The sequence below is a fragment of the Arenimonas soli genome, from assembly GCF_014643775.1.
Lineage (GTDB): Bacteria > Pseudomonadota > Gammaproteobacteria > Xanthomonadales > Xanthomonadaceae > Arenimonas > Arenimonas soli.
On the sequence record NZ_BMKC01000004.1, the window covers coordinates 43,845 to 69,540 of the forward strand.

Sequence of the window (25,696 nt, forward strand, 5' to 3'; positions counted from 1 at the left end):
TTTCCCAGTTTCCCGACCGTGTTCCGCCTTCCGCGGCCCCCGGCCGGGGCGTAGAATCAGCACCCTTGTGATTCAAGGATTTAGCCGTAATGACGATTGACTTCCAGCAGGCCCGATTCGCCATGGTCGAACAGCAGGTTCGGCCCTGGGAGGTGCTCGACCCGCGCGTGCTCGAAACCCTGATGAGCGTGCGTCGCGAGGACTTCGTGCCGCCCCGCCACCGCAAGCTGGCCTTTGCCGACCTGCCGCTGCCGCTCGAACACGGCGAGGTCATGATGAAGCCGGTGGTCGAAGGCCGCATGCTGCAGGCCATGGCCATCACCCCGGGCGACGACGTGCTGGAAGTGGGCACCGGCTCGGGTTTCGTCACCGCCTGCCTGGCCGCGCTGTCGCGCGACGTCACCAGCATCGATCGCCACGCCGACTTCGTCGAACGCACCCGCGCCCGGCTCCTTGCCGAAAGCGTCACCAACGTACGGGTAGAAGTGGCGGACGTGTTCGCGTGGACCCCTGGCCGCCAGTTCGATGCCATCTGCATCACCGGCGCCGTGGCCACCGACCCCGACCGGTTCGGCGCCTGGCTCAAGCCCGGCGGCCGGCTCTTCGTCATCCATGGCCGGTCACCGGTGCAGGAAGCCCTGCTGATCACCCGCCACGGCGACAGTTTCCACCGCGAAAGCCTGTTCGAAACCGACGTGCCCTACCTGCACGGCGCCGAACCGGCCGCGCAGTTCACCCTTTGATACCAGGACCCTCCCCATGCGCCTGAGCCTTCGTCCCCTCGCTTCCGCCATCCTGCTTGCCGGCGCCGCCGGCAGTGTTTCGGCCGCGGATCTCATGGATGCCTTCCAGATGGCCCGCGAGTCCGACCCCGTGCTCGCCGCCGCCGAATCCCAGCGCCTGGCCACCGGCGAAAACGTCGTGCAGGCCCGCGCCCGCCTGCTGCCGCAGATCAGCGCCAGCGCCAGCCTCACCGACTCCCGCGTGCGCGGCCAGGACATGTACAGCCGCGACCGCAGCTACGGCGCCAGCCTCAGCCAGTCGCTGTACGACTACGGCAACTACACCTCGCTCAACGCCAGCAAGCTGCGCGACGAACAGGCCGCCTTCCAGCTGCGCGCCCAGGCCGACAACCTGATCGTCCGCGTCGCCGACGCCTACTTCAACGTGCTCACCGCCATCGAAACCCTGGTGTCCTCGCGCGCCGAGGAACGTTCGGTCAAGCGCCAGCTCGACCAGGCCGACAAGCGCCTGGAAGTGGGCCTGGCGCCGATCACCGACGTGCACGAGGCCCGCGCCCGCTACGACAGCGCCCGCGCCAACGCCATCGCCGCCGCCACCGCGCTCGAGGACGCCCACGAGGCCCTGGCCGAAATCACCGGCGTGCGCCTGGACAACATGCAGGGCCTGGAGCCCGGCTTCGTGCCCAAGAACACCATCGAGGGCGACGCGGCCGAATGGGTTTCCATCGCCACCGAATCCAACCCCAACCTGCTGGCCGCCGAGCTGGCCCTGGCGGCCGCCGAGCGTGACATCCGCACGGCCCGCTCCGGCCACCTGCCCACCCTGTCGGCCAGCGCCTCGATCGGCGACAACGCCGGCTGGCAGAACCAGTACCCGGGCGGCCCGAACACCTCCGGCGGCGGCAGCACGGTCGGCGTCACGCTCAGCGTGCCGCTGTACGCGGGCGGCGCCGTGCAGTCGGGCGTGCGCCAGGCCGTGCATGGCCGCGACATCGCCGCCGATCAGCTGGAACAGGAACGCCGTGCCGTCGTGCGCTTCACCCGCAACGCCCAGCGGTCGCTGGTGGCCGGCGAAGCCGAAGTCGAAGCCCGCCGCCTGTCGGTGGTGTCGGCCCAGGCCGCCTACGAGGCCAGCGAAGCCGGCCTCGAGGTCGGCACCCGCACCATCGTCGACGTGCTGATCGGCCAGCAGGCGCTGTTCCAGGCCCAGCGCGAATACGCCCGCGCCCGCCACGCCTTCCTGGTCAATACCCTGCGCCTGCGCCAGGCCGCCGGCACGATCACCGTCGAAGACCTGCAGGCCGTGAACAGCGTGCTGACCGCCGACGCCGAAGCCCCGCTGGTCATGCCGGCCAGCGAAGACGGGGAATAAGCTCCGCTAGTCCCCCGCGGTGCCGGCGCCGAATTGGCGCCGGCCCGCCAGGACCTGGTCGGCCAGGTCCAGCGTCCGACCCACTGCCCCGCCCAGCGCGCGCACTTCCGCGCGCGCCTTTGCACCCATCTCCCGGCACCGCGCCGGATCCCCGAGCATCTCGCCCAGGGTGCCGGCCAGCGCCGATGCGTCGCCCACCTGCAGCAGCCCCCCGGCCTGGCCCAGGCGCCGGGTGACTTCGGCGAAGTTGAAGGTGTGCGGCCCGACCACGCTGGGCACGCCCAGCGCCGCGGGTTCAAGCGCGTTGTGGCCGCCCACCGGGCACAGGCTGCCGCCCACGAAGGCCAGGTCGGCCGAGGCGAAGAACCACAGCAGCTCGCCGATCGTGTCGATGATGAACACCTGGGTCGTCGCCACCGGCAGGCGCTGGCCGCGACGCGTGCGCACGGCCAGCCCGGCTTCCCGGGCCAGGGCCGCGACCGGGCCGAACCGTTCGGGATGGCGCGGCGCCCACAGCAGCAGGGCATCGGGGTGCCGTTCAAGCACGGCCTGGTGCGCGGCCAGCACGTCGGCCTCTTCGGGACCGTGGGTGCTGGCGGCCATCCACACCGGCCGGCCTTCGCCCCAGCCGCGGCGCCACAGCAAGGCCTGTTCGTGCACGCCTTCGGGCGGCAGCAGGTCGTACTTGAGGTTGCCGGTGACGACGATGCGCTCGCGCCGGGCGCCGATCTGGGCCAGGCGCTCGGCGTCCTGGCGCGACTGCGCCGCCACCAGGTCCACCGACTGCATGGCCAGCCTCGCCATGGCGCGCACCGGCAGGTAGCCGCGCAGCGAACGCTCCGACAGCCGGGCGTTGACCATCATCAGCGGGATGCCGCGACGTTCGCACTCCACGTAGAGGTTCAGCCAGATCTCGGTTTCCACGATCACCGCCAGCGCCGGCCGCGCGTGGTCGAGGAAACGCCGCACCATCGCGCGCAGGTCGTAGGGCAGGTAGACGTGGTGCACGCGGTCGCCCCAGAGCGCGCGCACGCGCTCGGACCCGGTCGGCGTGATGGTGGTGACCAGCACCGGGCGGTCCGGGTGGCGCGCCAGCAGGCCGTCCACCAGCGGCCGCGCCGCGATCACCTCGCCCACCGACACTGCGTGCACCCAGATCGCGTCGTGCAGGTCGAGCTTGCCCTCGAGCCAGCCGTAACGCTCTGTCCACCGGCGCAGGTAGTCACGCTGGCGCATGCCGCGCCAGACCAGGTGGTAGAGCGTGATGGGGAACGCAAGGTGCAGGACCAGCGCGTAGAGGCCCAGCAGGACGCGCTGTCCGAAGGTGGGTTGCATGGCGCGCAGGATACCCCGGCTAGAATGTCCGCCGCATGGCCCCGCCCGACTTCCCGCCGCCGCCGCTGTCGCCCCGCACCTGGCCCACCTGGCTGGGCGTGGCCCTGGGCTGGACGGTGGCGCGCTGGCCCTGGTGGCTGCAGCGGCGGGTCGGGCCGCTGCTGGGAAGGGCGATGCTGCACCTGCTGCCTTCGCGGCGGCGCGTGGCCGCGACCAACCTGGCCCTGTGTTTCCCGGACATGGCGCCGACCGCGCGCGAGAAGCTGCTGCGCGAGAATTTTTCTTCCCTGGGCCTGGGCCTGTTCGAATTCCTGCGCGCCTGGTGGGGCCGGCTGGCGCCGGTGGACCGCGGCTACGAGCTGACCGGGATCGAGCACCTGCAGGCGGCCCAGGCCGGTGGCCGCGGCGTGATCCTGGTCTCGGCGCATTTCACCACGCTGGAAGTGTGCCTGCGGCTGCTATGCCAGCAGGTCGAGCTGGGCGCCATGTACCGCCCGCATGAACAGGCCGCGATGGAGTGGGCCGTCAAACGCGGCCGCCTGCGCCACGCGAAGGCGATGTTCGCCCGCGACGAGCTGCGGCCGGCGATCCGGCATCTCAAACAAGGGGGCGTGCTGTGGTTCGCGCCCGACCAGGAGACCCGGCGCGGCGACAGCGTGTTCGTGCCCTTCTTCGGGCAGCCGGCCTGGAGCCTCACCTCCACCCACCAGCTGGCGCGCCTGGGCGGCGCGGTGGTGCTGCCGCTTTTCCACGAGCGACTGGACGATGGTCGCTACCGCATTGAAATCCTGCCGGCGCTGGAAGACTTTCCCACCCGCGACGCCACCGCCGACACCGCCCGCATCATGGCCACGCTCGAGGGCCTGATCCGCCGGCGGCCCGAGCAGTATTTGTGGTTGCACCAGCGCTTCAAGCGCCAACCCGACGGCAGCCGGCGCCGGTATTGATCAGTACACCGGCGCTTCGCCCGGCGGCCGCGTCTTGAAGCGGCGATGCGCCCACAGGTATTGCTCCGGGCATTCGCGCACCACGGTTTCAAGCTCGCGCATGTAGCGCGCGGCGTCTTCGACCGGATCGTCGGACGGCCAGCCCGGCCAGCCGGCTTCAATGCGGATGCGGTAGCGGCCGTCGTCGCCGCGCCGGTACCAGAACGGCAGCAGCACCGCGCGGCCGCGCCGCACCAGCTCCGGCGTCGCCGTCAGCGTGGCGGCGGGCACGCCGAAGAAGGGCACGAAGGCGTTCTGGTAGGTGAAGTTCTGGTCGGCCGAATACACCACCGGCTCGCCCGCCTGCAGCGCGCGGATCAGGCCGCGCACGTCCTTCTTGCCGATGCTCGGCCCGTACACGGCCGCCCGAGAACGCTCGAACCAGCGCTCCAGGCAGGCGTCGTTGTGCCGGCGCACGACCACCCGCACCGGCCGGCCAAGGGCCTCGCCGAGCAAGCGCACGGCCAGTTCGGTATGGGTGAAATGGCCGCACATCAGCAGTACGCCCTGGCCACGCCCGAGCGCGGCGCGCAGGTGGTCCAGGCCTTCGATGTCGGCCAGGCCACGCAGGACGGCAGGCGGCGCATGCCAGGCGCGCAGAAGTTCCAGCGCGCCCACGACGGTGTTCACCACGCTGGCATCGGCCAGGCGGCGGCGCGCCGCGGCACCCAGCCCCGGGAAGCACAGGTCCACGTTGATGCGCGCGATGCGCCGGCGCGAACCCAGCGCCGGCCATAGCCCCCAGGCCAGGGCCCGGCCCAGCGCCAGCACCCCACGCTGCGGCAAGCGCCCCGCCAGCCACGCCACGGCCTGCAGCAGCGGCTGGAAGAAGCAGGGCATGGGCCCTCAGCCCCCGTCGGCGGCGTTGCCGCGCGGTTTGTCCGCCAGCAGGCTGCCGGCATACAGCGCCGCCAGCAGCAGCGTCAGTCCGCCCCAGAAGGTCGAATAAAACGCCAGGTGGGTATTGAGCGGGAACACCGTCACCGCCAGGGCCAGGCCGGGCGCCCGGGCGCGTCGCCGCGCCTGCGGCCCCGCGAACTGCCAGGCGCGCCAGGCCAGCGCGGCGCCGCCCAGCCAGAAGAAGGCACCGACCAGGCCGGTTTCGCTGAGCACCTCGAGCACGATCTGGTGCGCGTGGTAGCCGGCGCCATGGTCGGGGTCGTCGAGCCAGGGGTCGGCTTCGTCGGCATACAAGGGGTAGGCGTCGCGGAAACCGCGCACGCCGACGCCGTTCACCGGATGCGCGATGGCCATGTTGGCAGCGGTGCGCCAGATAGGCAGGCGCCCCGACAGCGCGTGGTCCACGCCTTCGGAGCTGCCGTCGAGCATGGCGCCGGTGCGCTGCACGCGCTCCTGCAGCTTGTCCGAAAACGCCGTCGCCAACACCAGCGTCACCGCCGTACCGGCCACCAGGACGAGGATGGCGCGGCGGTTGCGGAACTGCAGCCAGGCGCTGGCCAGCAGCACCAGGGCCAGGGTCAGCCAGGACGCACGCGCACCCGCCAGCAGCACCACCGCCACCAGGCCCATGGCGACCAGCAGCCAGCCGCCCAGGCCGAAGCGTTCGGCGGCGGCGATCAGCGGAAACGGGGCCAGGCTGGCCAGCACCAGTCCCAGCTTCAGGTTGCCGGCACCGAAGACGCCGCTCAGCCGGTCGGCGGTGGCCGGACCGCCCAGGCTCCAGCCGGTGGCCGCCTGCACCAGGGCGTCGACCAGCCAGAAGCCGCAAATGACCGCGATGCCGACGAAGGTGAGCCGGCGCCCGCGATCGTTGGCAACGGCGATGGCGACCAGCCAAAGGAAGGGCAGGTAGCGCAGGTCCAGCAAGGATTCGCGCACGGCGCGGCGGGCGTTGAGCGCGTCGGGCGAGGACAGCAGCTCGGGCAGCCAGTAGCTGAGGAACAGCACCGTCGTCAGCGCCCAGGCCTCGTGGCTGAGCAGGGCCATGCCGCCGCGGAAACGCTGTATCGCCAGCACCGCCAGCGCCGCCAGCGCACCCAGCGACAGCACGGCTTCCGCCGGCCCGGGCAGCGGCCACAGCGCCACCGACGCCAGCACCCACCAGGGCGCCCAGCGCAGTTGGCTTTCAGTCGTTGACGAGGCCTGCATATGTCTCCAGCGTGGCCGCCTGCATCGCGGCCAGGGTGTAGGGCATGGTAACCGGCATCGGCGGCGGCCCGGACAACATGGCGCGCGCGGCGTCGGCCAGCGCGGCGTGCTCGCCCCGGCGCACCGCGCCCAGCGGGTACAGTGCACGCAGCAGTTCGCCAACCCCGCCGTGGTCCCAGCCCAGCACCGGGCGGCCCACCGACAGCGCTTCGATGACGGTGCGGCCGAAGGCCTCGGGTTTGTTCGACAGCTGCAGCACCAGGTCGGCCGCGGCGTAGGCGTGCACGACGTCGTGGCGGGGCGGGCTGATGACCAGCTGCGCCAGCACGCCGCGTTCGCGGGCCAGGGCCTCGAGTTCGGCTACATAAGCCTCGCGGCCGGGTTCGCGGGTGCCCAGCAGCCACAGCCGGGCGTCTTCGCCGGCGCCGCGCAGGCGGGCCAGCAATTCGATGGCGTCGGCGTGGCCCTTCAGGCGCGTGCCGCGGCCGGGCATCAGCAGCAGGCGGCCGTCCTGCAGTGCCGGGTGTTCTGCGGCGAACGCGGTGCGCCAGTCTTCCGGTGCCTGGTGGCCACGCGGGAACTGCGCCGGGTCGATGCCGCGCGGGATCACCCGCAGGCGGGTGGGGTCGGTGTCGGGCCAGTGCGTGAGCACGTGCCCACGCACGGTGTCGGAAACGCAGATCACCCGTTCGCCGCGGCGCATGATGCCGCTGTAGCGGCCCGGCGAGTTCAGGCCGTGCACGGTGGTGACAAAACGCGGACGCGGCGCTGGCAGGCCGCGCAGGGCCCACCAGGCCAACCAGGCCGGCAGGCGCGAACGGGCGTGCACGATGTCGGGCTGGATGCGGGCCAGTTCGGCGCGCAGGCGGCGCATCGTGCCGGGCGCGGCCAGCAGGGATTTGCGGCCGACGGGCAGTTGAATGTGTTCGCTGCCGGTCGCCAGCAGGCGTTCGAGCAAGCGACCGCCGGCGGAAATGGCGACGCAGCGGTGCCCGGCCGCGACCAGGGCGGCGGCTATTTCGAGGGTGGAACGTTCAACGCCGCCGCTGTGCAGGGCCGGCAGCAGCTGGACGACGGTGAGGCGGCGCACGGCCGGGAAACCCGCCCGGGCCTCAGCCCTTGAGGACGAAGTGGGCGCCGCAGTACGGGCAGATGGCCTCGCCCGTGGCCTCGACCGGCAGGTAGACCCGCGGGTGCGAGTTCCACAGCGCCATGGCCGGCGTCGGGCAGGACAGCGGCAGGTCGGCCAGCTGAACCTCGTAACGGCGTTCGGCGTTGGCCTGTCCGCGGGCAGTGGCGGTGTCGGTACGCGACATGATGAAGGTCCTTCGGGGTCCGGGCGGCATTTTACATGCCCGGACCCCGGGGGCGGCTTATCCGGCCTTCTGGGCCTCGACGGTGATCTCGATGCGCACTTCGTCGCTGACGGCCGGGGCGTAGCCGCCGACGCCGAATTCGCTGCGCTTGATGTCGATGCTGGCGTCGAAGCCGGCCGCGGGCTTCTTGCTCATCGGGTGCTCGCCGACCTTGTTGATGGTGACGTCCATGACCACCGGTCGGGTGACGCCGTGGATGGTCAGGTCGCCGGCCACGGCTAGCTTGCCTTCGCCGGCGACGGTGACGCCGGTGCTGGTGAAGGTCGCGGTCGGGTAGGTTTCAGCGTCGAAAAAATCGGCGCTCAGCAGGTGCCCGTCGAGCTTTTCCACGCCGGTGCTGATGCTGTCCACCGGGATGGTGACGGTGACGCTGGACCGGGTCGGGTCGGCGGCGTCGAAGGCGAACTGCGATTCGACCTTGTCGAAACGGCCGGTGATGTTGGAGAAACCGAAGTGGCTGTAGGTGAACTCGACCTGGGTATGGGTGGGGTCAATGGTGTAGGTGTCGGCGGCCAGGGCCGGCAGGGTGGCCAGGGCGAACAGGCCGGCCAGGGCGAATTGCTTGAACTTCATGCGGGGTCTCCGGGGTTTGGCGAGGAGGCCCAGCTTATTGGCCATGCCATCGCAACGCAGCCCTGCCCAGTGAACGTATCGTTTCATTCAACGCCGATTCTGGCACCCCGCGCCCAACTTACTGCGTAAAGGCAAGCAGAGGCATGGGCGCCCCTGCGCCGGCCTCCCCGACGCCCCGCCGGGCGCCGGACACCCAAGGAGAATCCGCATGAAAGCCTGCCCCCTGTTCCTGGCCCTGGCCACCGCGCTGGCGACGGCCCCTGCCCTGGCCGACGACAGCTTCCGGTCCCCCGACGTGAAGAAGGCGCTGGCCGCAGGCCGCGCCGCCATCCTGGCCGAACGCGCCGGCCTGGCCCGGAAGGCCGCGCCCACCCCCGAAGAAGTCGGCGACGCCGACAGCTTCGGCCGCAACGTGAAGTGGCTGGGCCTGCTGTCGGGCTACATCTACCTGCTGCCCGACTGCAGCGTGCCCGGCGAACCGGCCGACCCGCGCTGCATCACCCTGAACCCGGCCGGCGCGCCTACCCCGTTCGCCGCGGAGGACGTCGCCGTCGTCACCCTGCCCGGCCGCAGCAGCCACTCGCTGATCTGCCACTGGCAGACGCCGATCGCCGGCGTGGCATTCGCCAACTACGGGGCGACCCGCGCGCCCTACCAGTTCCGGGTCTTCCCCACCTACCGGATCGAAAGCGAGGTGCTGGACGGACTGAGCGACCCCAATACCGGCACGCCCTACAACGGCGCCATCGAAGTGGGCGTCGGCGCGATCAACGTCTCGGGCTACCTCGAGCCCGGGGACTTCGTGCTCGAGCAGTTCACCCAGACCCGCACCTGCATCGGCGGCATCGTCAGCAAGCGTTCGCTCGTCAACGGCTACGGCCTGACCGAAGCCCAGGCGCGTCGCTTCTTCCGCGAGCCCATCACCATCCGCATGTCGCTGCAGGGCCAGGCCACCCTGGTCGATTCGGCCAACATCAACTTCGGCACCCGCCTCACCGGCGACTGAAGCGTCCGGCGGCACCGCGGCCTCGCGGTGCCGCCACCGTTCCGGCTAGGCTTGGCCGATGCTTGGCCTTCCCCTCACCTGCTGGACCCTGCACGACGGCGCCGCCGGCCATCGCCGGCAGGCGCTGGCGCTGGCGCAGGCGCTGGCGCCGGAAGGGCGCGAGCTTTGCCTTCAGACCGCCGCCCCCTGGAGCTGGCTGGCACCGCGGCGATTGCCCGGCGCGGAAAGGGCGTTCGGCCCCGCCTTCCTGGCCGCCCTGGAATCACCCCCGGCCCTGGCCATCGGCGCCGGGCGACGCGCCGCCCTGGCCACCCGGCTGCTGCGCGAACGCGGCGCGCGCGTCGTGCAGGTGCTGCATCCGCGTTTGCCGACGACGCACTGGGACCTGGTGGTTGCGCCCGAACACGACGGCCGCACCGGCGCCAACGTCATCACCCTGTGCGGCAGCCTCAACCCCGTGGACGATGCCTGGCTGGCGCAGGGCCGCCGCGATTTTCCCGCGCTGGGCCAGTTGCCCGGCCCGCGCACGGTGGTGCTGCTGGGCGGGCCCACGCCGGCGGTGCGCTTCGACCGCGGCGCCTTCGAAGTGATGGCCGCCAAGCTTGAACACTGGCTGGCCATGGACGGCGGCAGCCTGCTGGTGATCGGTTCGCGGCGAACACCGGCCAAACTGGCGGCGCTGGCGCGCACCTACTGGGCCGACGTGCCGGGACAACGCTGGTTCGACGCCGGCGACGGCGAAAACCCCTACGCCGGCGCCCTGGGCTGGGCCGACCGCATCGTGGTCAGCCCCGACTCGGTGAACATGGTGTCCGAAGCCTGCGCCACCGAATGCCCGGTCTACGTGCCCGAACCCCAGCGCGCCAGCGGCCGCGTCCGTCGCTACCTCGACGCGATGCTGGCGCGTGGCCGCATCCGGGTGCTGGGCAAGCTACCCGAAGACAGCCCTGCGCAGGCGCTGCGCGAAACCCCGCGCATCGCCGCGCTGGTGCATGACCGGTTTTCGCTGTAGAAACTCGGCTTTCTCTGGAGCCCGCGCGTGAACCATTCCGAAAAAGTCGAGGCGATGCAGCGCCACCTGGTGCCGCTGGGTTTTTCGCCCTACACGCTGGCGCCGCCCGCCTGGCGAATGATGTGGCAGGCCGGGCTGCAGACGCCGCCGCCGATCTTCATGGGCTTCCTGCCGCTGGCCTTCGGCACCGGCCTGTTCTTCGCGATCGGCTGGGGCCTGCTGATGTGGGTGTTCATGTGGTGGCGGGAAGGCATGACAGTGGCTGCCTCGGCGGGCGTCGCCCTGCTGGCCGGCCTGTTCTTCGGCCTGGCCATGGCCAGCTACTACCGCTACTACGCGAAAAAGCACCGCCTTCCCGACTGGCCCAACTACCGCGGCCCCTGACCCCATTTCAGAAGGGTAGCTGGCTGGCTTGGCAGGCGATTCGCACCTGCGCGCGGGCGGCATCGAGCGCGTCGTCCGGGGGGACCAGGCGCGGGCGCTGGTCGAGGGTGCAGTCCAGGCCCATGTCCACCATCAGCGCGTGGGCGTCGAGCAGGGGCTGCAGGCTGCCGGGGGGCAGCAACCCGGCGGCATCGACGGCGCGAAGCAGTCCCGGCGTGTCGCGCGGTTCGCACAGCGCCGGGTGTTCGCCGGCGTGCAGCAGCACCAGGGCCTGCAGCAGGAATTCCAGATCCACCAGGCCGCCCTCGCCCTGCTTGAGGTCGAAGCGGGCGGCGTTGCTGCGGTCGAGTTCGGCGCGCATGCGCCGGCGCATCTTCAGCACGTCGTCGCGCAGCGCATCGGGCTCGCGCGGTGTGCGCAGGGTGTCGCGGCGGATGCGGTCGAAGGCGTCGAGCACGGCCGGCGCACCTGCGATCGGCCGGGCGCGAACCAATGCCTGCCGCTCCCAGGTCCAGGCGCGCTGGCGCTGGTAGTCGGCGAAGCTGTCCAGGCTTGAAACCAGCATGCCCTGGGCGCCATCGGGCCGCAGGCGCACGTCCACTTCGTAGAGCTTGCCGGCGCCGGTGACCGTGCCCAGCAGGCTGACCAGGCGCTGTGCCAGCCGGCCGAAATAGCGATTGGCGTCGAGCGGACGGTCGCCGTCCGAGCTGGCGTCGGGCGGTGCGTCGTGCAGGAACACCAGGTCGAGGTCGGACCCGAAGCCCAGTTCGCGCCCGCCCAGGCTGCCGTAGCCCAGCACCGCCAGGCCGGCGCCGGGCACGCGGCCGTGCTGGCGCGCCAGGTCGTCTTCGGCCAGGCGCAGCAGCACCGCCAGCAGCGACTCGGCCAGCGTCGCCAGGCGCGACGCCGACTGCACCGGCGGCAGGCGCAGGCCCATGGTCGCCAGCGCCACGCGGAAACCGATGGCCTGGCGCATTTCGTTTAGCGCATTGAGCCCCGCCTCGATGTCCCCCGGCGGCAGGCGCGAAGCCGCCTCGGCCACGAGCTCGGTGATCTCGCCGTCGTCGGGGACCGGGCCGGCGGCGCGGGTATCGAGCAGTTCGTCGAGCAGCAGCGGATGCGCGGCCAGGCGTTCGGACAGCAGCGCGCTGCGCGCGGTGACGTCCACCAGGCGCGCCAGCGCGGCCGGCTGTTCGTCGAGCAGCGCCAGGTAGCTGGTACGGCGGGTCACGGCCTGCAGCAGGGCCAGGCCGCGCGGCAGGGCGGCGTCGGGCGCCTGCGAACGGGCGGCGGCGGCCAGCAGTTCCGGCAGCACGTTGTCCAAGCGCTGGCGACCGCGCGAGGACAGGGAGCGCACCGCCGGCGTGCGCGCGAAGTCGCGCAGGTGGGCGTCCTGGATTTCCGCGTTTTCGAAGCCGGCGTCGGCCAGCACCGCGGGGTCGCCGCCATCGGGCAGCGCGCGCCAGTACTGCACCAGCGAACTGACCGGCGCCTTGCGCCGGCGGCGCGCCTCCAGCAGGCCGGAGAATTCCTCGGCCACGACGGCGCGATGGCCATCGAGTTCGGCCAGCAGTTCGCCTTCGCCCGGATGGCCCAGGCCGCGGGCGATGCGATGGCGCAGCAGCGGGTCGTCGGGCAGGGCGTGCACCTGCTGGTCGGCCAGCATCTGCACGCGGTTCTCCAGCCGGCGCAGGTAGCGGTAGGCGGTGGCCAGGCGCTGTGCGGTGGCGGCCTTGACGTGGCCGGCATCGGCCAGCGCGGCCAGCACCGGCAGCAGGGACCGGCCGCGCAGTCCCGGTTCGCGGCCGGCGCGGATAAGCTGCAGCGCCTGCACCAGGAACTCGACTTCGCGGATGCCGCCGGGACCGAGCTTGAGGTCCTCGGCCAGTTCGCGGCGCTGCACTTCGGCGCTGATCAGTGCCTTCATCTCGCGCAGGCCGTCGAGCGCGCTGTAGTCGAGGTAGCGCCGGTAGACGAAGGGCCGCAGGGTGTCGAGCAGGCGCTGGCCGGCGGCGAGGTCGCCGGCCACCGGGCGGGCCTTGATCCAGGCGTAGCGCTCCCAGTCGCGACCTTCGCGCTGGTAGTACTGTTCCATCGCGCCGAAGCTCAGGGCCAGGCGCCCGCTGGCGCCGAACGGACGCAGGCGCAGGTCGACGCGGTGGCAGAAGCCGTCGCCGGTGACGTCGCCCAGCAACTGCGCCAGGCGCTGCCCGAGGCGGGTGAACCAGGCTTCGGCCTCCAGCGGGCGCGGGCCGTCGGACACGCCGTGTTCGGGAAAGGCGAAGACCAGGTCGACGTCGGAGCTGAAATTCAGTTCGTGGCCGCCCAGCTTGCCCAGGCCGAACACCACCAGCGACTGCACCTGCCCGTCCTGATTGCGCACCAGGCCATGGGCCTGTTCGAGCGGTCCGATCAGCGCCTGCACGCCGGCCTGCAGGGCCTGGTCGGCGATGCGGCTGGCGCCGGCAAGCGTGGCGTCGACGTCGTCGATGCCCATGACGTCGCGCCAGACCAGGCGCGTGGACTGCCGGGCGCGCCAGCGCCGCAGCAGCGACGGCCAGTCGGCCGCCGCGTCGGCGCCCAGGTCGGGCACGGTGACCAGCGGGTCGTCCAGCGTTTCAAGCAGGGCCGGCTGCCGCACCAGCGTATCGATCGCGAAGTCGCTGGCGATCGCCAGCTTTGCCAGCGCCGGGCGGCGCGACGGACTGGCCGCGGCCGGCGCGCGCTCGGCCAGGCGGGCCAGGGCGCGCTCCACCAGCGTGTCGACAGCGTGGTCCAGCGATTCGTTGTCCGGCATGCGCCGATTCTGTCACGGCTGGGACGGGATCCAGCCGGCCATCAACCTCAATTCCACATCGACGCGGGGTAGACCAGCTCGATGGCGCGATGTCCGGCCGGCACGGACTTGTCCAGGACGGGCTTGCATTTCTCGTCCTCATTGCGCCTCGCGCTTTCGATGATGCCGCGCATCAGCTGCTCCTGTTGCTGCTCTTCACCGGCCTGGGAATCGATGGTGATCGATGTCTGGTCGCAGCCCCCGGTATTGCGCACCTGGACGGCCGGCACGATCCGGGTCATCGCATGGTTGGCGAAGCGCTCGAAACTGTCGGCGGGCAGGGCGCCCGCCGCAGCGCTGACCCGGCCTTTGTAAAGGTGCAGGCCGCGATAGAACATGAAGGTAGCCGAATCGGTGGGGCGCCCGTCGCGCGTGAAGCGCAGCGGCAGCCGCCTGCCGAGCGTGGTGTCCATGCCAGGTTCGATTTCGGCGACCAAGGCCAGGAACCGTTCTTCGCTGCTTGCCGGCTTGTCCGTTTCCGGCACTTCCGGGGGGAGGTCCGGAACGACGGCTTGTCCGTCCTGCGCCACGGCGTCGAGGTCGAAGGCGGTTTCGTCGCCGTAGGCCACGTCGGCATAGTGGCCCTGGGCCGACAGCATCGCCAGCTCCCGGCGGAACTGCTCCATGCCCTGTTCGAGCGCCGTCTCCCGGTCCACGCGACCGACCGGATAGACGAACAGGCTGATGACCACGTCCGGAAAGTCAGGGTGGTTGAACTGCAGCGCGACACCCGCCTGGGGCTGGTCGGGAAAGTCGTCCATCCCGGCCAGGCGGAATTCGCCCAGCGACTCCGGGGCGACGACGAGGCTACGTTCGATGAAAGCCCGCTTGGGCGCCTCCGCGGTCGTGTCCGCGGCGCTTTGCCGGTCGGGCACCGTGGCGCAGCCAGCCAGGACGAATGCAGCCAGCGCGGCGGTCAATGGGCGATTCATGGCGACTCCTCGGCTTGCCTGGAAAGGGAAGCGGGGCGAGGCGGGCAAAAAAGAAAGCCCGCAGCGCTTGAGCAGCTGCGGGCTTTCAGCTCCCTCCCCCACGTCGGAAGCGCCTGCATCGTGGCGTGGGGGCGGAAATGTTGCACGTTGCAGTGCAACATCGGCGCCGGGATCAGATCACCAGCCAGGTCACCAGGGCCAGGAAAGAGCCCATGCTGACCACGTCGGTCAGGGTCGTGAGGAAGATGCTCGAGGCGGTGGCCGGGTCCGCGCCCATGCGCTTGAGCGCCAGCGGGATCGTCGACCCGGCCAGGCCCGCGACCATGCAGCTCAGGGACATCGCCGCCAGCGTGATCAAGCCCAGGGCCAGCGCGTTCTCGCCGCCGTCGCGGGCCACGACCCAATACATGGCCGCGCCGGCGATCGCGCCGGTCACCGCGCCGTTGATCAGGCCCAGCACGCCTTCCTTGGTGACGATGCCGGCGATGCGCGTGGCCTTGAGTTCGCCCAGGGTCATGCCGCGCAGCATCACCGCCATCGACTGCGCGCCCAGGTTTCCGCTCTGGCCACCGAGCACCGGCAGGAACACCGCCAGCACCACCACCTTGTTGATCGTGTCCTCGAAAAAGCCCACCACCGCCGCCGCCACGAACACCGTCAGCAGGTTCACCAGCAGCCAGGGATTCCGGAATTTGAAGGCGCGCCACAGCGGCGTCGCCAGGCGTTCTTCCTTTTCGACGCCGACCATGGAACCGGCCTGGGCCGAGATTTCGAAGGCCTGCTGTTCGAACAACACCTGCCCGCGCACCTGGCCCACCAGGTGGCCGTCGCCTTCGCAGACCGGGTAAACCGGGTAGTGGCGCGTCACCACTTCGCGCATGGCGTCCACCAGGTCCTGGCCCGGCCGCAGGCAGAACGGCGAGCGGATCATGATCTCGTCCAGCGGGCGGTCGCGATCGGCATAAAGCAGGTCGCGGAAGGCCACCACCCCGACCAGGCGCTGGTCGGCATCGACCACCCACAGGTAGGTGACCAGGCGCTTCCTGACCACGTCGCGCAGGGCGTCCACGGCCTGGCTGACCCGCGTGCCGGCCGGGAACACCGCCGGCGGGTCTTCGATGAGCCGGCCCACGGAGCCTTCCGGGTAGCGCTGGCTGTCGGCCCAGTCGGTGCCCGCGGGGGCCGCGGCCATCACCGCCGTGCGCTCGCCGACCGGCATCGCGGCCAGCAGGTCGTTGGCCCGCGCCGGCGGCAGGCTGGCCAGCAGCTGCGCCACGTCCGCCGCCGCGATGCCCTGCAGCCGCTTGATCGCCGATTCGGTGTCGAGCGCGGCGATGCGCTTGGCCAGCGCCTGGTCCGGTGCCGCAGTGTTTGGGCTCACGCACTTCTCCCGGGTGGAAACCTTCGAAAACGGCTTAAGCCTAGCCGAACGGACAGCCCGGCGGCCATGCGCGCCCGCTGTTGTTCTGGGACAATCGCGGTCTCGCACCCCCACGGCGAAAAACCAATGACGGCGTCTGACCTGCGAGCCCTGCTCGCGATTTCGTGCGGCCTGCTGCTTGCCGCCTGCGGTGCCGACCAGGCCGCTCCGCCTTCCACGCCTTCTTTGAGCGTCAGCGTCGCCGAGCCGGCCATGCAGACCCTGCCCCGGCGCATCGCCGCCTCGGGCTCGGTCGCCGCCTGGGAAGAGGTGGTGCTGGGCGTCGAACTCTCCGGCCAGCGGGTGGCCTCGGTGGACGTGGAAGTCGGCGACGAAGTGCGCGAGGGCCAGCCGCTGCTGCAGCTCGACACCCGCACCCTGGGCATGGAACTGCGCCAGGCCCAGGCCGCGCTGGCCCAGGCCGAGGCCAACCTCAGCGTCGCCAGCGCCAACGCCCGCCGCGGCGAAATGCTCAAGCGCGAACAACTGGTCGCCGCCAGCGAAGCCGACCAGCTGATCGCCGGCGAACTCACCGCCAGGGCCCAGCGCGACACCGCCCTTTCCCAGGTCGAAAACGCCCGCCTGCGCCTGGGTTTCGCCACGCTGCGCGCGCCGCACGACGGCGTCATTTCGGCGCGCAACGTGCAGCCCGGCCAGGTGATCACGGCCGGCGCCGAGCTGCTGCGGCTGATCCGCGACCAGCGCCTGGAATGGCGCGCCGAACTGCCCGAAGCCGCGCTGGTGCAGGTCGCCGAAGGCATGCCCGTGCGCCTGCAGGCGCCCGACGGCCAGCCGGTCGAAGGCAGCGTGCGCACGATTTCACCGGGCCTGGACAGCCGCAGCCGCACCGGCACCGTGTACGCCGACCTGCCCGACCCGGGCGGCCTGCGCGCCGGCATGTACGCGCCGGGCGAAATCCTGCTGGCCGAACGCGAGGTGCGCACCGTGCCCGCCGCCGCCATCGTCGAACGTGACGGCTACCGCTACCTGTTCGTGGTCGGCGAAGGGGATGTCGTCGCCCAGCGCCGCGTCGAACTGGGCGCGCGCAGCGGCGACGTGGTCGAAGTCACCGAAGGCCTGCAGGGCGACGAACGCGTGGTGGTCGAAGGCGCCGGTTTCCTCGCCGATGGTGACCTGGTGCGCGTGGTCGCGGCCAGCGGGGGCTGAGCGGCATGAACTTCTCCGCCTGGTCCATCAACCGGCCGCTGCCGGCGATCCTGTTGTTCATCCTGCTCACCCTGGTCGGCCTGTTCGGCTTCCAGCAGCTGGCGGTGTCGCGCTTCCCGGACGTTTCCTTTCCGGGCGTGACCGTCACCGTGGTGCTGCCGGGCGCCACGCCCAGCCAGCTGGAAACCGAGGTCACCCGCAAGGTCGAGGACTCGGTGGCCAGCCTGGCCGACATCAACAAGCTGGTGAGCACGGTCACCGAGGGCTCGTCGACGACTTTCGTCGAGTTCCGCATCGGCAAGGACATCTCCAATGCCCTCGATGAAGTACGCGACGCGGTGGCGCGCATCCGCGCCGACCTGCCCGGCGACATCGAAGACCCGGTGGTCGCCAGGATCGAGATCGTCGGCGGCACCCTGGTCACCTATGCCGTCGCCTCGGACAGCCTGGGCGAGGACGAGCTGAGCTGGTTCGTCGACAACGAAGTCACCAAGAAGCTGTTCTCGGTGCGCGGCGTCGGTACCGTGGTGCGCAGCGGCGGCATCGACCGCGAGGTGCAGGTGGACCTGCGCCCGGGCGTGCTGGCCGCCTACGGCATCACCGCCGGCGACGTCTCGGCCCAGCTGGCGCGTTCGCAGCTGGAACGTTCGGGCGGCCGCGCCACCCAGGGCAGCAGCGAACAGGCCATTCGCGCCGTGGGCACGGTGGACAGCGCGCAAATGCTGGAACAGTTCCCGATCGTGCTGCCCGACGGCAGCCAGCTGCCGCTGGTGGCGCTGGCCACGGTCACCGACGGCCACGCCGAGCGCCGGCAGCTGGCCCTGATCGACGGCCAGCCAGTGGTGAGCTTCGGCATCAGCCGCACGGTGGGCTCGAGCGAGGTCGATGTCGGCGAAGGCGTCGAGAAGGCCATCCGGGAACTGGAAGCCGAACACCCGCGCGTGCAGTTCAAGCTCGTCAGCACGGCCATCGACGAAGTTCGCGCCTCGTTCAAGTCATCCATGCACATGCTCTGGGAAGGCGCGGCGCTGGCGGTGCTGGTGGTGTGGTTCTTCCTGCGCGACTGGCGCGCGACCTGGATCTCGGCGCTGGCGCTGCCGCTGTCGATCATCCCCACCTTCGGCGTCATCTGGCTGCTGGGTTTCAGCCTGAACATGATCACGCTGCTGGCGCTGGCGGTGGTGGTGGGCATCCTGGTGGACGACGCCATCGTCGAAGTCGAGAACATCGACCGCCACCTGGCCATGGGCAAACCGCCCAAGCAGGCCGCCACCGAGGCCGCCGACGAAATCGGCCTGGCCGTCATCGCCACCTCGGCGACGCTGGCCGCGGTGTTCATCCCGGTGGCCTTCATGCCCGGCATCGCCGGCAAGTTCTTCCTTGAATTCGGCTGGACCGCGGCGACGGCGGTGATCTTCTCGCTGATGGTCGCGCGCCTGTTGACGCCGATGATGGCGGCCTACCAGCTCAAGGCCAAGCCGCACGTCGAAAAGGAATCGAAGCTGATGGCGCGTTACCTGCGCCTGGTGGAATGGGCGCTGGCCAACCGCTTCAAGACGCTGTTCCTGGCGCTGGTGATGTTCATCGGTTCGTTGGGGATCGCCTATTTCATCCCGGCCACCTTCATCCCGGGCTCGGACCTGGGCCGCAGCAACCTGAGCCTGGAACTTCCGCCCGGCGCCCGCCTGGAGCAGACCGCCGAAATGAGCGAGCGCGCCCGCGCCCTGATCAGCGACATCCCGGAACTGCGCCTGGCCTACGCCACCGTCGGCGGCGTGCTCGACCTCGGCGACCCGGCGGTGAGCGGCTTCGGCGAAGTGCGCAAGGTCACGATGGTGCTGGACTGGGGCCCCGAAGGCGACCGCGACCGGTCGCAGAAGGAGCTCGAGCGCGACGTGCGCGAGCGCCTGACCGCGCTACCCGGCGTGCGCCAGCGATTCCTCAGCAGCGAACCCGGCGAACAGCTGATGCTGGTGCTCAGCGGCGACGACCCCGAGCGCCTGTATCGCGCCGCGGGGGACTTCGAGCGCGACCTGCGGTCGCTGCCCGGCCTGGGCACCATCAGCTCCACCGCCTCGCTGCTGCGGCCCGAGCTGGTGATCGTTCCCGACGCCCGCCGCGCCGCCGACCTGGGCGTGTCCACCGCGGACATCGCCGAAGCCGCGCGCATCGCCACCAGCGGCGACTTCCGCCAGCGCCTGGCCAAGTTGAACCTGCCCGATCGCCAGGTGCCGATCCGCGTCCGCCTGGCCGAAGAAAACCTGTCCGACCAGGACCTGCTGACCCTGCTGCGCGTGCCCAGCGCCAAGGGCGGCACGGTGCCGCTGTCGGCCGTGGCCGACATCCGCCGTGGCAGCGGTCCTTCGCAGGTCAATCGCTACGGCCGCCAGCGCAACATCACCTTCACCGCCGAACTCAACGGCCGCCCGCTGGGCGAGGTGATGGCGGAAGTCGAACAATTGCCTTCACTGCAGCGCCTGCCGCCCGGCGTGCAGATCCAGAACACCGGCGACTCGGAAGTCTTCGTCGAACTGTTCGTCGGATTCGCCCTGGCCATGGGCGCCGGCCTGTTCTGCGTGTACGCGGTGCTGTTGCTGCTGTTCAACCACGCCAGCCACCCGCTGATCATCCTGATGGCGGTGCCGCTGTCGGCCGGCGGTGCCTTCGGCGCGATGCTGGTAACGGGAACGCTGCTGTCGCTGCCGGCCCTGATCGGCCTGCTGATGCTGATCGGCATCGCCACCAAGAACTCGATCCTGCTGGTGGACTACGCCGTCATCGCCGAGGACGAAAAGGGCATGAACATGCACGACGCCCTGGTGGACGCCTGCCGCAAGCGCGCGCGCCCGGTGATCATGACCACCATCGCCATGACCGCCGGCATGACGCCGATCGCGCTGGGCCTGGGCGCCGACGCCGCCTTCCGCCAGCCGATGGCGATCGCCGTCATCGGCGGCCTGGCCACCTCGACCCTGCTCAGCCTGGTGGTTATCCCGGCGGCCTTCGCGGCCATGGAGACCTTCACCCGGCGGTTCACGCGCAAGGCGAATACGGCCTGATCACTCCATCGAAGGATTGCGCAGGGGCGGCAAGTCACGCCATGACACCGCCGGGTCGGTGAGCTCGACCACGCGCGCTTCCAGCTGCGCCTGTATCAGGGGCTCGGGCGGGAGCGCGGATTGCCCAAGCGGCGTCGAATAGGCTGCCAGCGCGCCGGCGCGGTCGCCCAGTCGGAGTCGTGCGTTGCCCAGCTCGATGGCAGCGCCGACGTGGTAGGGCATGACGTCCAGGACCTCCTGCAGGCGTCGTGCGACGATCTCGTCTTCGCCGCCGCCCTCGACATACAGGTGCTGCATCACCAGGAAGTACATGTTCCCGGCGCGTGCCAGGGGACTTTCCTGGCGACCGCGGTAGATGATGGCGTTGCCGAGCCGCTTGACCGGCACCAGCCCGCGCAGCGCCTGTTCCGGATTCCAGCCGTACTCCGGCCACGGGAGGGTGTCGGGCATGTCGTAGATGAAGTAGCCCTCGTAGATGCCGGCCAGGTTCTCGTCCCGGATGTCTTCGACCTTTCGGCGGTAGTTGGCCTTCGCCGCGCGGGCCTGCGCTTCCATGAATCCATAAGAGGAATAGAACACCGCGCCCTCCGGGGCGATGGTCTCCTGGTAGAAGCGATGGATCTCCGGCCAGCGCTGGCCCAGGTCCAGGCCCTCGTTGCCAAAGTTCCGGTAGGCGTTGGCCGTGCCGCCGGCAAGTTCGTTGTGGTATTCCCACAGCCTTGGCTCCCTGGCCGTCATTGCCCCGGCCAGCAGCAGGGGCACGACCGCCGCCATTCGCAGCGCCGTCCGTCGGGACCAGGCGGCGGAAACCACGGCGCCCGCCGGCAGGGCGAGCAATACGACGATCGGCAGCGCATGGCGCACGCCGCCATAGGTGCCCTGGCCGGACATCAGGGCCGCCAGGTGCAGGGCGCCTGCGCCCAACGCCGCCAGCAGCGTCCAGCGTCCGGCGCGGCCCTGCCCGGCCCAGGGAAGCAGGGCGAGCCCCGCCAGCGCCATGGCCATCAAGGCCAGCGGCACCTTGGCCAGCAAGATGCTTGGCCAGGTGAACCAGGGAGGCGCGCCCTTGTGGTTGACGCCCCAGACGAAATGCGTGGCCTGGCCCCGGCCCTCGACACCCGCGCGCACGGTGTCCGCGAGGCCCCAGAGATAGGCGCGTGGCAAGAGTCGCCATTCGTCCGCGAAACCGATGCCTGCCCGCCAATGCGGGATATGCAGGTCGGCGACCTTGTCCGCCATTGCCCGGTTGAACCGGTCCTGCCCGTCCGGACCGGCGTGGAACTGGAAGCCGTACGTGGCCCACAGCACCGCCAGCGCCAGCGCGCCCGCCGCCGCGGCCTTGCCCAGACGACGCAGCACTTCCGGCCAGCGACCCTGCCGCCAGCCCGCGACCGCCCCGGCGGCCGCGACCAGGGCCAGGCCCGCCAGGCCGGCCAGCGCGGAGTGTTTGCTGGCCAGCACCAGGCCCAGGGCCAGCCCGGTCGCCAGCACCCAGCGCCATCGCCAGCCCTCTAGCATCAAGCCGACGGCCACGGCCGCCACGGCAAGGCCCAGGGCCAGCGGCAGGTCGGTCATCACCACGGGCAGGTGCGCGGCCACGCTGGGTTCGATGGCAAGAAAAGCCAGCGTTCCGCCTGCCCAGGCCAGGCCGAGCGCACGCCACAGCAGCAGGCCCAGAGCCAGGAGCAGCCCGCCATGGAAGGTCCACATGGCCAGGCGCGACCTCTGTTGTGCGGCAGCGGCGTCGTTGTGCTGGAAGGTCACGTCCTCGACCCATTCGCGCTCCTGCGACTTCTCGGCCAGCGGCGGCAGCGGCGGCAGCACGAAGTCGCGGTCCTGGGCCGCACCCGCCACCAGCTTCACCAGCGGCGGATGTTCGGGGTTGAGCCGGAAGTCCCCGGTACGGAGATAGGAAACACCTGCGACCACATGCCAGGGCTCGTCGATGGTGAAGCCGTCTTGCTGTGTCCCGACGTGGGAGCGCAGGACGGCGAGGCCAACCAGGGCCAGCAGCAAGGCAAGGCCCCAGGGGCGGAAGCGGGAGGACGGCGTGGGCATCGGTCGTGGCTTCCTGCGGTGCGCTTGAGCAATGACCGTAATGCAGGGCCGGAATCGGCCAATCCCTGGACGCCGGGCGCCCCCGTGGCTCCAGGAGCGTCCGGCGTGTCGGTCACGGTTTACTTGAACGTGATCTGGCGCATCGTGTACTCGCCGGTGATGTCGCGCATCGCCGGGTAGTTCTTCACCAGCTCGCGGGTCTTGGCTTCGTTGGCCTTGCCCCAGGCCTTCATGAAGGCGTCGTAGCGCTCCTTCGAGGGCTGCATGTCCGCGCCACTGGCATAGTCGACCGCCAGCACGATGTTGAAATCGCCGGAATTGGGCAGCTCGGTGACCCAGACGCTGTAGCCCTTGATGTGCCCCAATTCCTTGGCCAGCTTGTTCGAGGCCACCCAGGTTTCCCGGATGCCTTCCAGGTAATCGTCGATCATGTTGGCGTGCACCTTGATCGTCGTGATGTGCGTCACTTCCTGGCTCGGCTCGTAGTCGGTGTAGGGCTTGAGCTGGGCCCACGCGGACGCCGCGGACAGCAGCAGCGACAGGGCCAGCAGCTTGCAGATCGTCTTCATGGTGTTCCCCTGGATGGTTGGCGGGACGGGACTGTCCCGCAGCGGACGCTACGCCCGGTGGCAGGCCATTGGCCGGGAAAACTGACGGCGGGGAAGCAGTTTTGCGGCTTGGGCTGGGGTTTGGCCGACCCGTTCGCCTCAACTCGTTAGCTCTTTCGAATACCCCTGGAGCTGCGCGATGACTTCGGACCCCCGTCAGCTCCCGGCCAAGACCGGCACGATGTCCCGCCGCCAGCTGCTTCGCCTGATCGGTTTGGCCGGCGGCAGCGCGGTGATGTACCAGGCCATGACCAGCCTGGGCTTCGCCGCCGAAAGCGGCTTCACCGGTTTCCCGAAACTCGGCGCCGCCCCGCGCGGCGCGTCGGTGCTGGTGCTCGGTGCCGGCATCGCCGGCATGGTGGCCGCGCTCGAGCTGCGCAACGCCGGTTACCAAGTGCAGGTGCTGGAGTTCAACGACCGCCCCGGCGGCCGCGTGTGGACCCTGCGCGGCGGCGACCGCTACACCGAACTCGGCGGCGACACCCAGGACTGCGGCTTCGCGCCCGGCCAGTACATCAATCCCGGCCCCTGGCGCCTGCCGCACCACCACCACGGCATCCTGTCCTATTGCCGGCGGCTTGGCGTGGCGCTGGAGAACTTCGTTCAGGTGAACTACAACGCCCTGCTCCACGACCCCGTGGCCTTCGGCGGCAAGCCGCAGCGCCTGCGCACCATCAAGGCCGACTACCAGGGCCAGATTGCCGAACTGCTGGCCAAGGCGACCCGCGGCGGCGCCCTGGATGCGCCGGTGACCGCCGAGGACCAGGAGATGCTGCTCGCCTCGCTGCAGTGGTGGGGCGCACTGGACCGGAACTACGCCTATGCCGGCGGCCACGAAAGCAACGACCGCCGCGGCTACGCCAGGGACCCGGGCGGCGGGCCGTCGGGCGCGCCGGTCTATTCCCAGCCACTCAAGCCCGCGGACGTCCTGCAGTCCGGACTCTGGGGTTTCCTGCCGCTGGGCGAGCTCTACGACATGCAAAGCACGCTGATGCAGCCCGTCGGCGGCATGGACGCCATCGCCAAGGCGTTCGGACGCGAGCTCGGGGACGCCATCCGCTACCGCGCCAAGGTGGTCGACATCCGCCAGGACGAGCGGGGCGTCACCGCCACCTACGAAGACGCCGCGGCGCCGGGGAGCCCGCAGACTGCGCGCGCCGACTGGTGCGTGTGCACGATCCCGCTTTCGGTGCTGGGCCAGATTCCGATGAACGTCGGCCAGCCCATGGCCGATGCGATCGGCGCGATTCCGTATGCCGGCTCCACCAAGGTCGGCCTGCAGTTCAAGCGGCGCTTCTGGGAAGAAGACGAGCACATCTACGGCGGCATCAGCTACACGTCCCAGCCCATCGGCACCATCGGCTACCCCAGCCACGGTTACCAATCACCGGGCAAGGCGGTGCTGCTGGGCGCCTACGTGTGGGGACACGACGCCGACCGCTTCAACGCCATGACCCCGGCGCAACGCATCGACCAGGCGGTGCAGCAGGGCAGCCGCCTGCATCCGCAGTATCCGCAGGAGTTCGACAACGGCATGGCGGTGTCCTGGCATCGCGTGCCCAGCGCGATGGGCTGCTTCGCGCTGTGGACCGAAAGCCTGCGCGAACAGCACTACGCCAACCTGTGTGCCTTCGATGGCCGCATCGTGCTGGCGGGCGAACACGCCTCCTACCAGCCGGCGTGGCAGGAAGGCGCGGTCAACTCGGCGCTGAGCGCGATCACCCGGCTGCACGAACGCGCCGTGGATTCAGGAGCAAAGGCATGAAGACACGAATCTTCCGGAGTTGCCTGCTGGCGCTTGGCTTGGCGGCGCTGCCGGCCATGGGCCAGGACGCACCGGATCCAGAGGCGCTGTCGCAGCGCGCGTCCATGGACGGCAGGATCCAGGCCCGCGACGGCAAGGCCATTTACGAACAAGTCTGCCAGGGCTGCCACATGTCCGAAGGCCGCGGCGCCGTCGGCGCGGGCAACTATCCTGCGCTGGCCGGCAATCCCAAGGCGGCCTCGGCACCCTACCTGGCCGTGACCATCCTCAAGGGGCGGCGCAACATGCCGGCCTTCGGCAGCGACCGCAGCCAGGAACTGTTCGTGGGGCAGTCGTGGATGGATGACGAGCAGGTGGCCGCGGTGGTCAACTACCTGCGCACCAATCTTGGCAACCGCTACACCGACCCGATCAGCGCCGCCGACGTCGCGGCCCTGCGCGACCCCACCGGAGACCGTCGATGAATTCCCGCATCCCGCTGCTTGCCCTGCTTGTCCTGGCCCCGTCCTTTGCCGCCGGCGCCGATGTCGTGCGGCACAAGATTCCCAACAGCAACTTCCCCATCGCCGCGGCGGTGGAAGTGCCGGCCGGTCGCACCACGGTTTACCTCAGCGGCGCGGTGCCGCCCGTGGCGAACGCGGACGAACCCGCCGACAGCATCGCGGCCTACGGCAACACCGAAGCTCAGACGGTGGCGGTGCTCGGCCGCATCCAGGCCCAGCTCGAAGGCCTGGGCCTGACCATGGGCGACGTGGTGAAGATGCAGGTCTTCCTGGTCGGCGACCCCGACAAGGCGGGCCGGATGGACTTCAGCGGCTTCATGAAGGGCTACGTGCAGTTCTTCGGCACCGAGGAACAGCCGAACCTGCCGGCGCGTTCGACCATGCAGGTGGCGGCGTTGGCCAACCCCGGCTTCCTGGTGGAAATCGAGGTCACCGCGGTCCGGCCCTGAGGG

At 70.5% G+C, this 25,696-nt stretch carries 22 protein-coding genes; 11 read left to right on the top strand and 11 right to left on the bottom strand.

Translation table 11 applies throughout. From position 1 onward, the window contains the following. Positions 1-89: 89 nt before the first annotated feature. Both IEX13_RS13435 and IEX13_RS13440 read left to right on the top strand, forming a co-directional pair. Positions 90-743, top strand: a complete 654-nt coding sequence (locus IEX13_RS13435; RefSeq protein ID WP_188665495.1) for a protein-L-isoaspartate O-methyltransferase family protein — start codon at positions 90-92, stop codon at positions 741-743. A 16-nt stretch (positions 744-759) separates the two neighbouring features. Then, complete coding sequence (locus IEX13_RS13440; protein WP_188665498.1) at positions 760-2,115, top strand: TolC family outer membrane protein; 1,356 nt, start codon at positions 760-762, stop codon at positions 2,113-2,115. A 6-nt stretch (positions 2,116-2,121) separates the two neighbouring features. On the opposite strand, the gene waaA is transcribed toward IEX13_RS13440, so the two are convergent. Beyond that, positions 2,122-3,450 (bottom strand): lipid IV(A) 3-deoxy-D-manno-octulosonic acid transferase, encoded by a 1,329-nt coding sequence (gene waaA, locus IEX13_RS13445; RefSeq protein ID WP_188665501.1) that lies wholly within the window; start codon positions 3,448-3,450, stop codon positions 2,122-2,124. A 35-nt stretch (positions 3,451-3,485) separates the two neighbouring features. On the opposite strand from waaA, the gene lpxL reads away from it, so the two are divergent. Further along, positions 3,486-4,397: an LpxL/LpxP family Kdo(2)-lipid IV(A) lauroyl/palmitoleoyl acyltransferase gene (gene lpxL / locus IEX13_RS13450; protein WP_188665503.1), complete on the top strand. Its 912-nt coding sequence runs from the start codon at positions 3,486-3,488 to the stop codon at positions 4,395-4,397. Here lpxL and IEX13_RS13455 read toward each other — a convergent pair whose 3' ends face one another. The 5 genes from IEX13_RS13455 to IEX13_RS13475 are packed head-to-tail and all read right to left on the bottom strand — an operon-like array spanning position 4,398 to position 8,494. Continuing rightward, positions 4,398-5,276, bottom strand: a complete 879-nt coding sequence (locus tag IEX13_RS13455; protein WP_188665506.1) for a lysophospholipid acyltransferase family protein — start codon at positions 5,274-5,276, stop codon at positions 4,398-4,400. A gap of 6 nt (positions 5,277-5,282) precedes the next feature. Beyond that, complete coding sequence (locus IEX13_RS13460; protein ID WP_188665509.1) at positions 5,283-6,545, bottom strand: O-antigen ligase family protein; 1,263 nt, start codon at positions 6,543-6,545, stop codon at positions 5,283-5,285. Then, entirely contained in the window at positions 6,523-7,635 is a 1,113-nt protein-coding gene (locus IEX13_RS13465; RefSeq protein ID WP_188665511.1) for a glycosyltransferase, read from the bottom strand. The genes IEX13_RS13460 and IEX13_RS13465 overlap by 23 nt, the downstream gene beginning before the upstream one ends. Positions 7,636-7,657: 22 nt before the next feature. After that, positions 7,658-7,861 carry a zinc-finger domain-containing protein gene (locus IEX13_RS13470; protein ID WP_188665513.1) on the bottom strand — a complete coding sequence of 68 codons (204 nt, stop codon included), beginning with the start codon at positions 7,859-7,861 and terminating at the stop codon, positions 7,658-7,660. A 57-nt stretch (positions 7,862-7,918) separates the two neighbouring features. Beyond that, complete coding sequence (locus IEX13_RS13475) at positions 7,919-8,494, bottom strand: YceI family protein (RefSeq protein ID WP_188665514.1); 576 nt, start codon at positions 8,492-8,494, stop codon at positions 7,919-7,921. A 208-nt stretch (positions 8,495-8,702) separates the two neighbouring features. On the opposite strand from IEX13_RS13475, the gene IEX13_RS13480 reads away from it, so the two are divergent. The 3 genes from IEX13_RS13480 to IEX13_RS13490 are packed head-to-tail and all read left to right on the top strand — an operon-like array spanning position 8,703 to position 10,896. Then, entirely contained in the window at positions 8,703-9,500 is a 798-nt protein-coding gene (locus IEX13_RS13480) for a hypothetical protein (protein WP_188665516.1), read from the top strand. A gap of 58 nt (positions 9,501-9,558) precedes the next feature. After that, a complete protein-coding gene (locus IEX13_RS13485) occupies positions 9,559-10,512 on the top strand; it encodes a mitochondrial fission ELM1 family protein (protein WP_188665517.1) in 954 nt (317 codons plus the stop codon). A 27-nt stretch (positions 10,513-10,539) separates the two neighbouring features. After that, positions 10,540-10,896, top strand: a complete 357-nt coding sequence (locus IEX13_RS13490; protein ID WP_188665519.1) for a DUF6404 family protein — start codon at positions 10,540-10,542, stop codon at positions 10,894-10,896. Positions 10,897-10,903: 7 nt separating this feature from the next. Here the strand turns inward: IEX13_RS13490 and glnE are convergent, their stop codons facing one another. The 3 genes from glnE to IEX13_RS13505 form a co-directional block, all read right to left on the bottom strand. After that, positions 10,904-13,693 (bottom strand): bifunctional [glutamate--ammonia ligase]-adenylyl-L-tyrosine phosphorylase/[glutamate--ammonia-ligase] adenylyltransferase, encoded by a 2,790-nt coding sequence (glnE, locus tag IEX13_RS13495; protein WP_188665522.1) that lies wholly within the window; start codon positions 13,691-13,693, stop codon positions 10,904-10,906. A gap of 47 nt (positions 13,694-13,740) precedes the next feature. After that, positions 13,741-14,664, bottom strand: a complete 924-nt coding sequence (locus IEX13_RS13500; protein ID WP_188665525.1) for a hypothetical protein — start codon at positions 14,662-14,664, stop codon at positions 13,741-13,743. 172 nt (positions 14,665-14,836) lie between these two features. After that, entirely contained in the window at positions 14,837-16,045 is a 1,209-nt protein-coding gene (locus IEX13_RS13505; RefSeq protein WP_188665528.1) for a magnesium transporter, read from the bottom strand. A 126-nt stretch (positions 16,046-16,171) separates the two neighbouring features. Between IEX13_RS13505 and IEX13_RS13510 the strand changes: the two genes are divergently transcribed. Together IEX13_RS13510 and IEX13_RS13515 are read left to right on the top strand one after the other, a co-directional pair. Continuing rightward, complete coding sequence (locus IEX13_RS13510; RefSeq protein WP_188665530.1) at positions 16,172-17,251, top strand: efflux RND transporter periplasmic adaptor subunit; 1,080 nt, start codon at positions 16,172-16,174, stop codon at positions 17,249-17,251. A gap of 5 nt (positions 17,252-17,256) precedes the next feature. After that, complete coding sequence (locus tag IEX13_RS13515; RefSeq protein ID WP_188665532.1) at positions 17,257-20,310, top strand: efflux RND transporter permease subunit; 3,054 nt, start codon at positions 17,257-17,259, stop codon at positions 20,308-20,310. On the opposite strand, the gene IEX13_RS13520 is transcribed toward IEX13_RS13515, so the two are convergent. Beyond that, positions 20,311-22,368: a phospholipid carrier-dependent glycosyltransferase gene (locus tag IEX13_RS13520; RefSeq protein WP_188665541.1), complete on the bottom strand. Its 2,058-nt coding sequence runs from the start codon at positions 22,366-22,368 to the stop codon at positions 20,311-20,313. A 119-nt stretch (positions 22,369-22,487) separates the two neighbouring features. After that, positions 22,488-22,937 carry a hypothetical protein gene (locus IEX13_RS13525; RefSeq protein ID WP_188665544.1) on the bottom strand — a complete coding sequence of 150 codons (450 nt, stop codon included), beginning with the start codon at positions 22,935-22,937 and terminating at the stop codon, positions 22,488-22,490. Positions 22,938-23,157: 220 nt separating this feature from the next. On the opposite strand from IEX13_RS13525, the gene IEX13_RS13530 reads away from it, so the two are divergent. The 3 genes from IEX13_RS13530 to IEX13_RS13540 are packed head-to-tail and all read left to right on the top strand — an operon-like array spanning position 23,158 to position 25,693. Next, the gene (locus IEX13_RS13530; protein WP_188665547.1) at positions 23,158-24,741 is read left to right on the top strand and encodes a flavin monoamine oxidase family protein; all 1,584 of its coding nucleotides are present in this window, start codon (positions 23,158-23,160) and stop codon (positions 24,739-24,741) included. Then, positions 24,738-25,205: a c-type cytochrome gene (locus IEX13_RS13535; protein ID WP_188665550.1), complete on the top strand. Its 468-nt coding sequence runs from the start codon at positions 24,738-24,740 to the stop codon at positions 25,203-25,205. Before IEX13_RS13530 ends, IEX13_RS13535 begins: the two co-directional genes overlap by 4 nt. Beyond that, on the top strand, positions 25,202-25,693 hold the full coding sequence (locus IEX13_RS13540) for a RidA family protein (RefSeq protein WP_188665554.1): 492 nt from the start codon (positions 25,202-25,204) through the stop codon (positions 25,691-25,693). The genes IEX13_RS13535 and IEX13_RS13540 overlap by 4 nt, the downstream gene beginning before the upstream one ends. Positions 25,694-25,696: the final 3 nt, after the last annotated feature.

Excerpts from the sequence above, each read along its gene's own strand:
- IEX13_RS13435 (WP_188665495.1), top strand. The coding sequence starts at position 90 with ATGACGATTGACTTCCAGCAGGCCCGATTCGCCATGGTCGAACAGCAG.
- IEX13_RS13440 (WP_188665498.1), top strand. The coding sequence starts at position 760 with ATGCGCCTGAGCCTTCGTCCCCTCGCTTCCGCCATCCTGCTTGCCGGC.
- waaA (WP_188665501.1), bottom strand. The coding sequence starts at position 3,450 with ATGCAACCCACCTTCGGACAGCGCGTCCTGCTGGGCCTCTACGCGCTG.
- lpxL (WP_188665503.1), top strand. The coding sequence starts at position 3,486 with ATGGCCCCGCCCGACTTCCCGCCGCCGCCGCTGTCGCCCCGCACCTGG.
- IEX13_RS13455 (WP_188665506.1), bottom strand. The coding sequence starts at position 5,276 with ATGCCCTGCTTCTTCCAGCCGCTGCTGCAGGCCGTGGCGTGGCTGGCG.
- IEX13_RS13460 (WP_188665509.1), bottom strand. The coding sequence starts at position 6,545 with ATGCAGGCCTCGTCAACGACTGAAAGCCAACTGCGCTGGGCGCCCTGG.
- IEX13_RS13470 (WP_188665513.1), bottom strand. The coding sequence starts at position 7,861 with ATGTCGCGTACCGACACCGCCACTGCCCGCGGACAGGCCAACGCCGAA.
- IEX13_RS13475 (WP_188665514.1), bottom strand. The coding sequence starts at position 8,494 with ATGAAGTTCAAGCAATTCGCCCTGGCCGGCCTGTTCGCCCTGGCCACC.
- IEX13_RS13480 (WP_188665516.1), top strand. The coding sequence starts at position 8,703 with ATGAAAGCCTGCCCCCTGTTCCTGGCCCTGGCCACCGCGCTGGCGACG.
- IEX13_RS13485 (WP_188665517.1), top strand. The coding sequence starts at position 9,559 with ATGCTTGGCCTTCCCCTCACCTGCTGGACCCTGCACGACGGCGCCGCC.
- glnE (WP_188665522.1), bottom strand. The coding sequence starts at position 13,693 with ATGCCGGACAACGAATCGCTGGACCACGCTGTCGACACGCTGGTGGAG.
- IEX13_RS13500 (WP_188665525.1), bottom strand. The coding sequence starts at position 14,664 with ATGAATCGCCCATTGACCGCCGCGCTGGCTGCATTCGTCCTGGCTGGC.
- IEX13_RS13510 (WP_188665530.1), top strand. The coding sequence starts at position 16,172 with ATGACGGCGTCTGACCTGCGAGCCCTGCTCGCGATTTCGTGCGGCCTG.
- IEX13_RS13515 (WP_188665532.1), top strand. The coding sequence starts at position 17,257 with ATGAACTTCTCCGCCTGGTCCATCAACCGGCCGCTGCCGGCGATCCTG.
- IEX13_RS13520 (WP_188665541.1), bottom strand. The coding sequence starts at position 22,368 with ATGCCCACGCCGTCCTCCCGCTTCCGCCCCTGGGGCCTTGCCTTGCTG.
- IEX13_RS13525 (WP_188665544.1), bottom strand. The coding sequence starts at position 22,937 with ATGAAGACGATCTGCAAGCTGCTGGCCCTGTCGCTGCTGCTGTCCGCG.
- IEX13_RS13530 (WP_188665547.1), top strand. The coding sequence starts at position 23,158 with ATGTCCCGCCGCCAGCTGCTTCGCCTGATCGGTTTGGCCGGCGGCAGC.
- IEX13_RS13535 (WP_188665550.1), top strand. The coding sequence starts at position 24,738 with ATGAAGACACGAATCTTCCGGAGTTGCCTGCTGGCGCTTGGCTTGGCG.
- IEX13_RS13540 (WP_188665554.1), top strand. The coding sequence starts at position 25,202 with ATGAATTCCCGCATCCCGCTGCTTGCCCTGCTTGTCCTGGCCCCGTCC.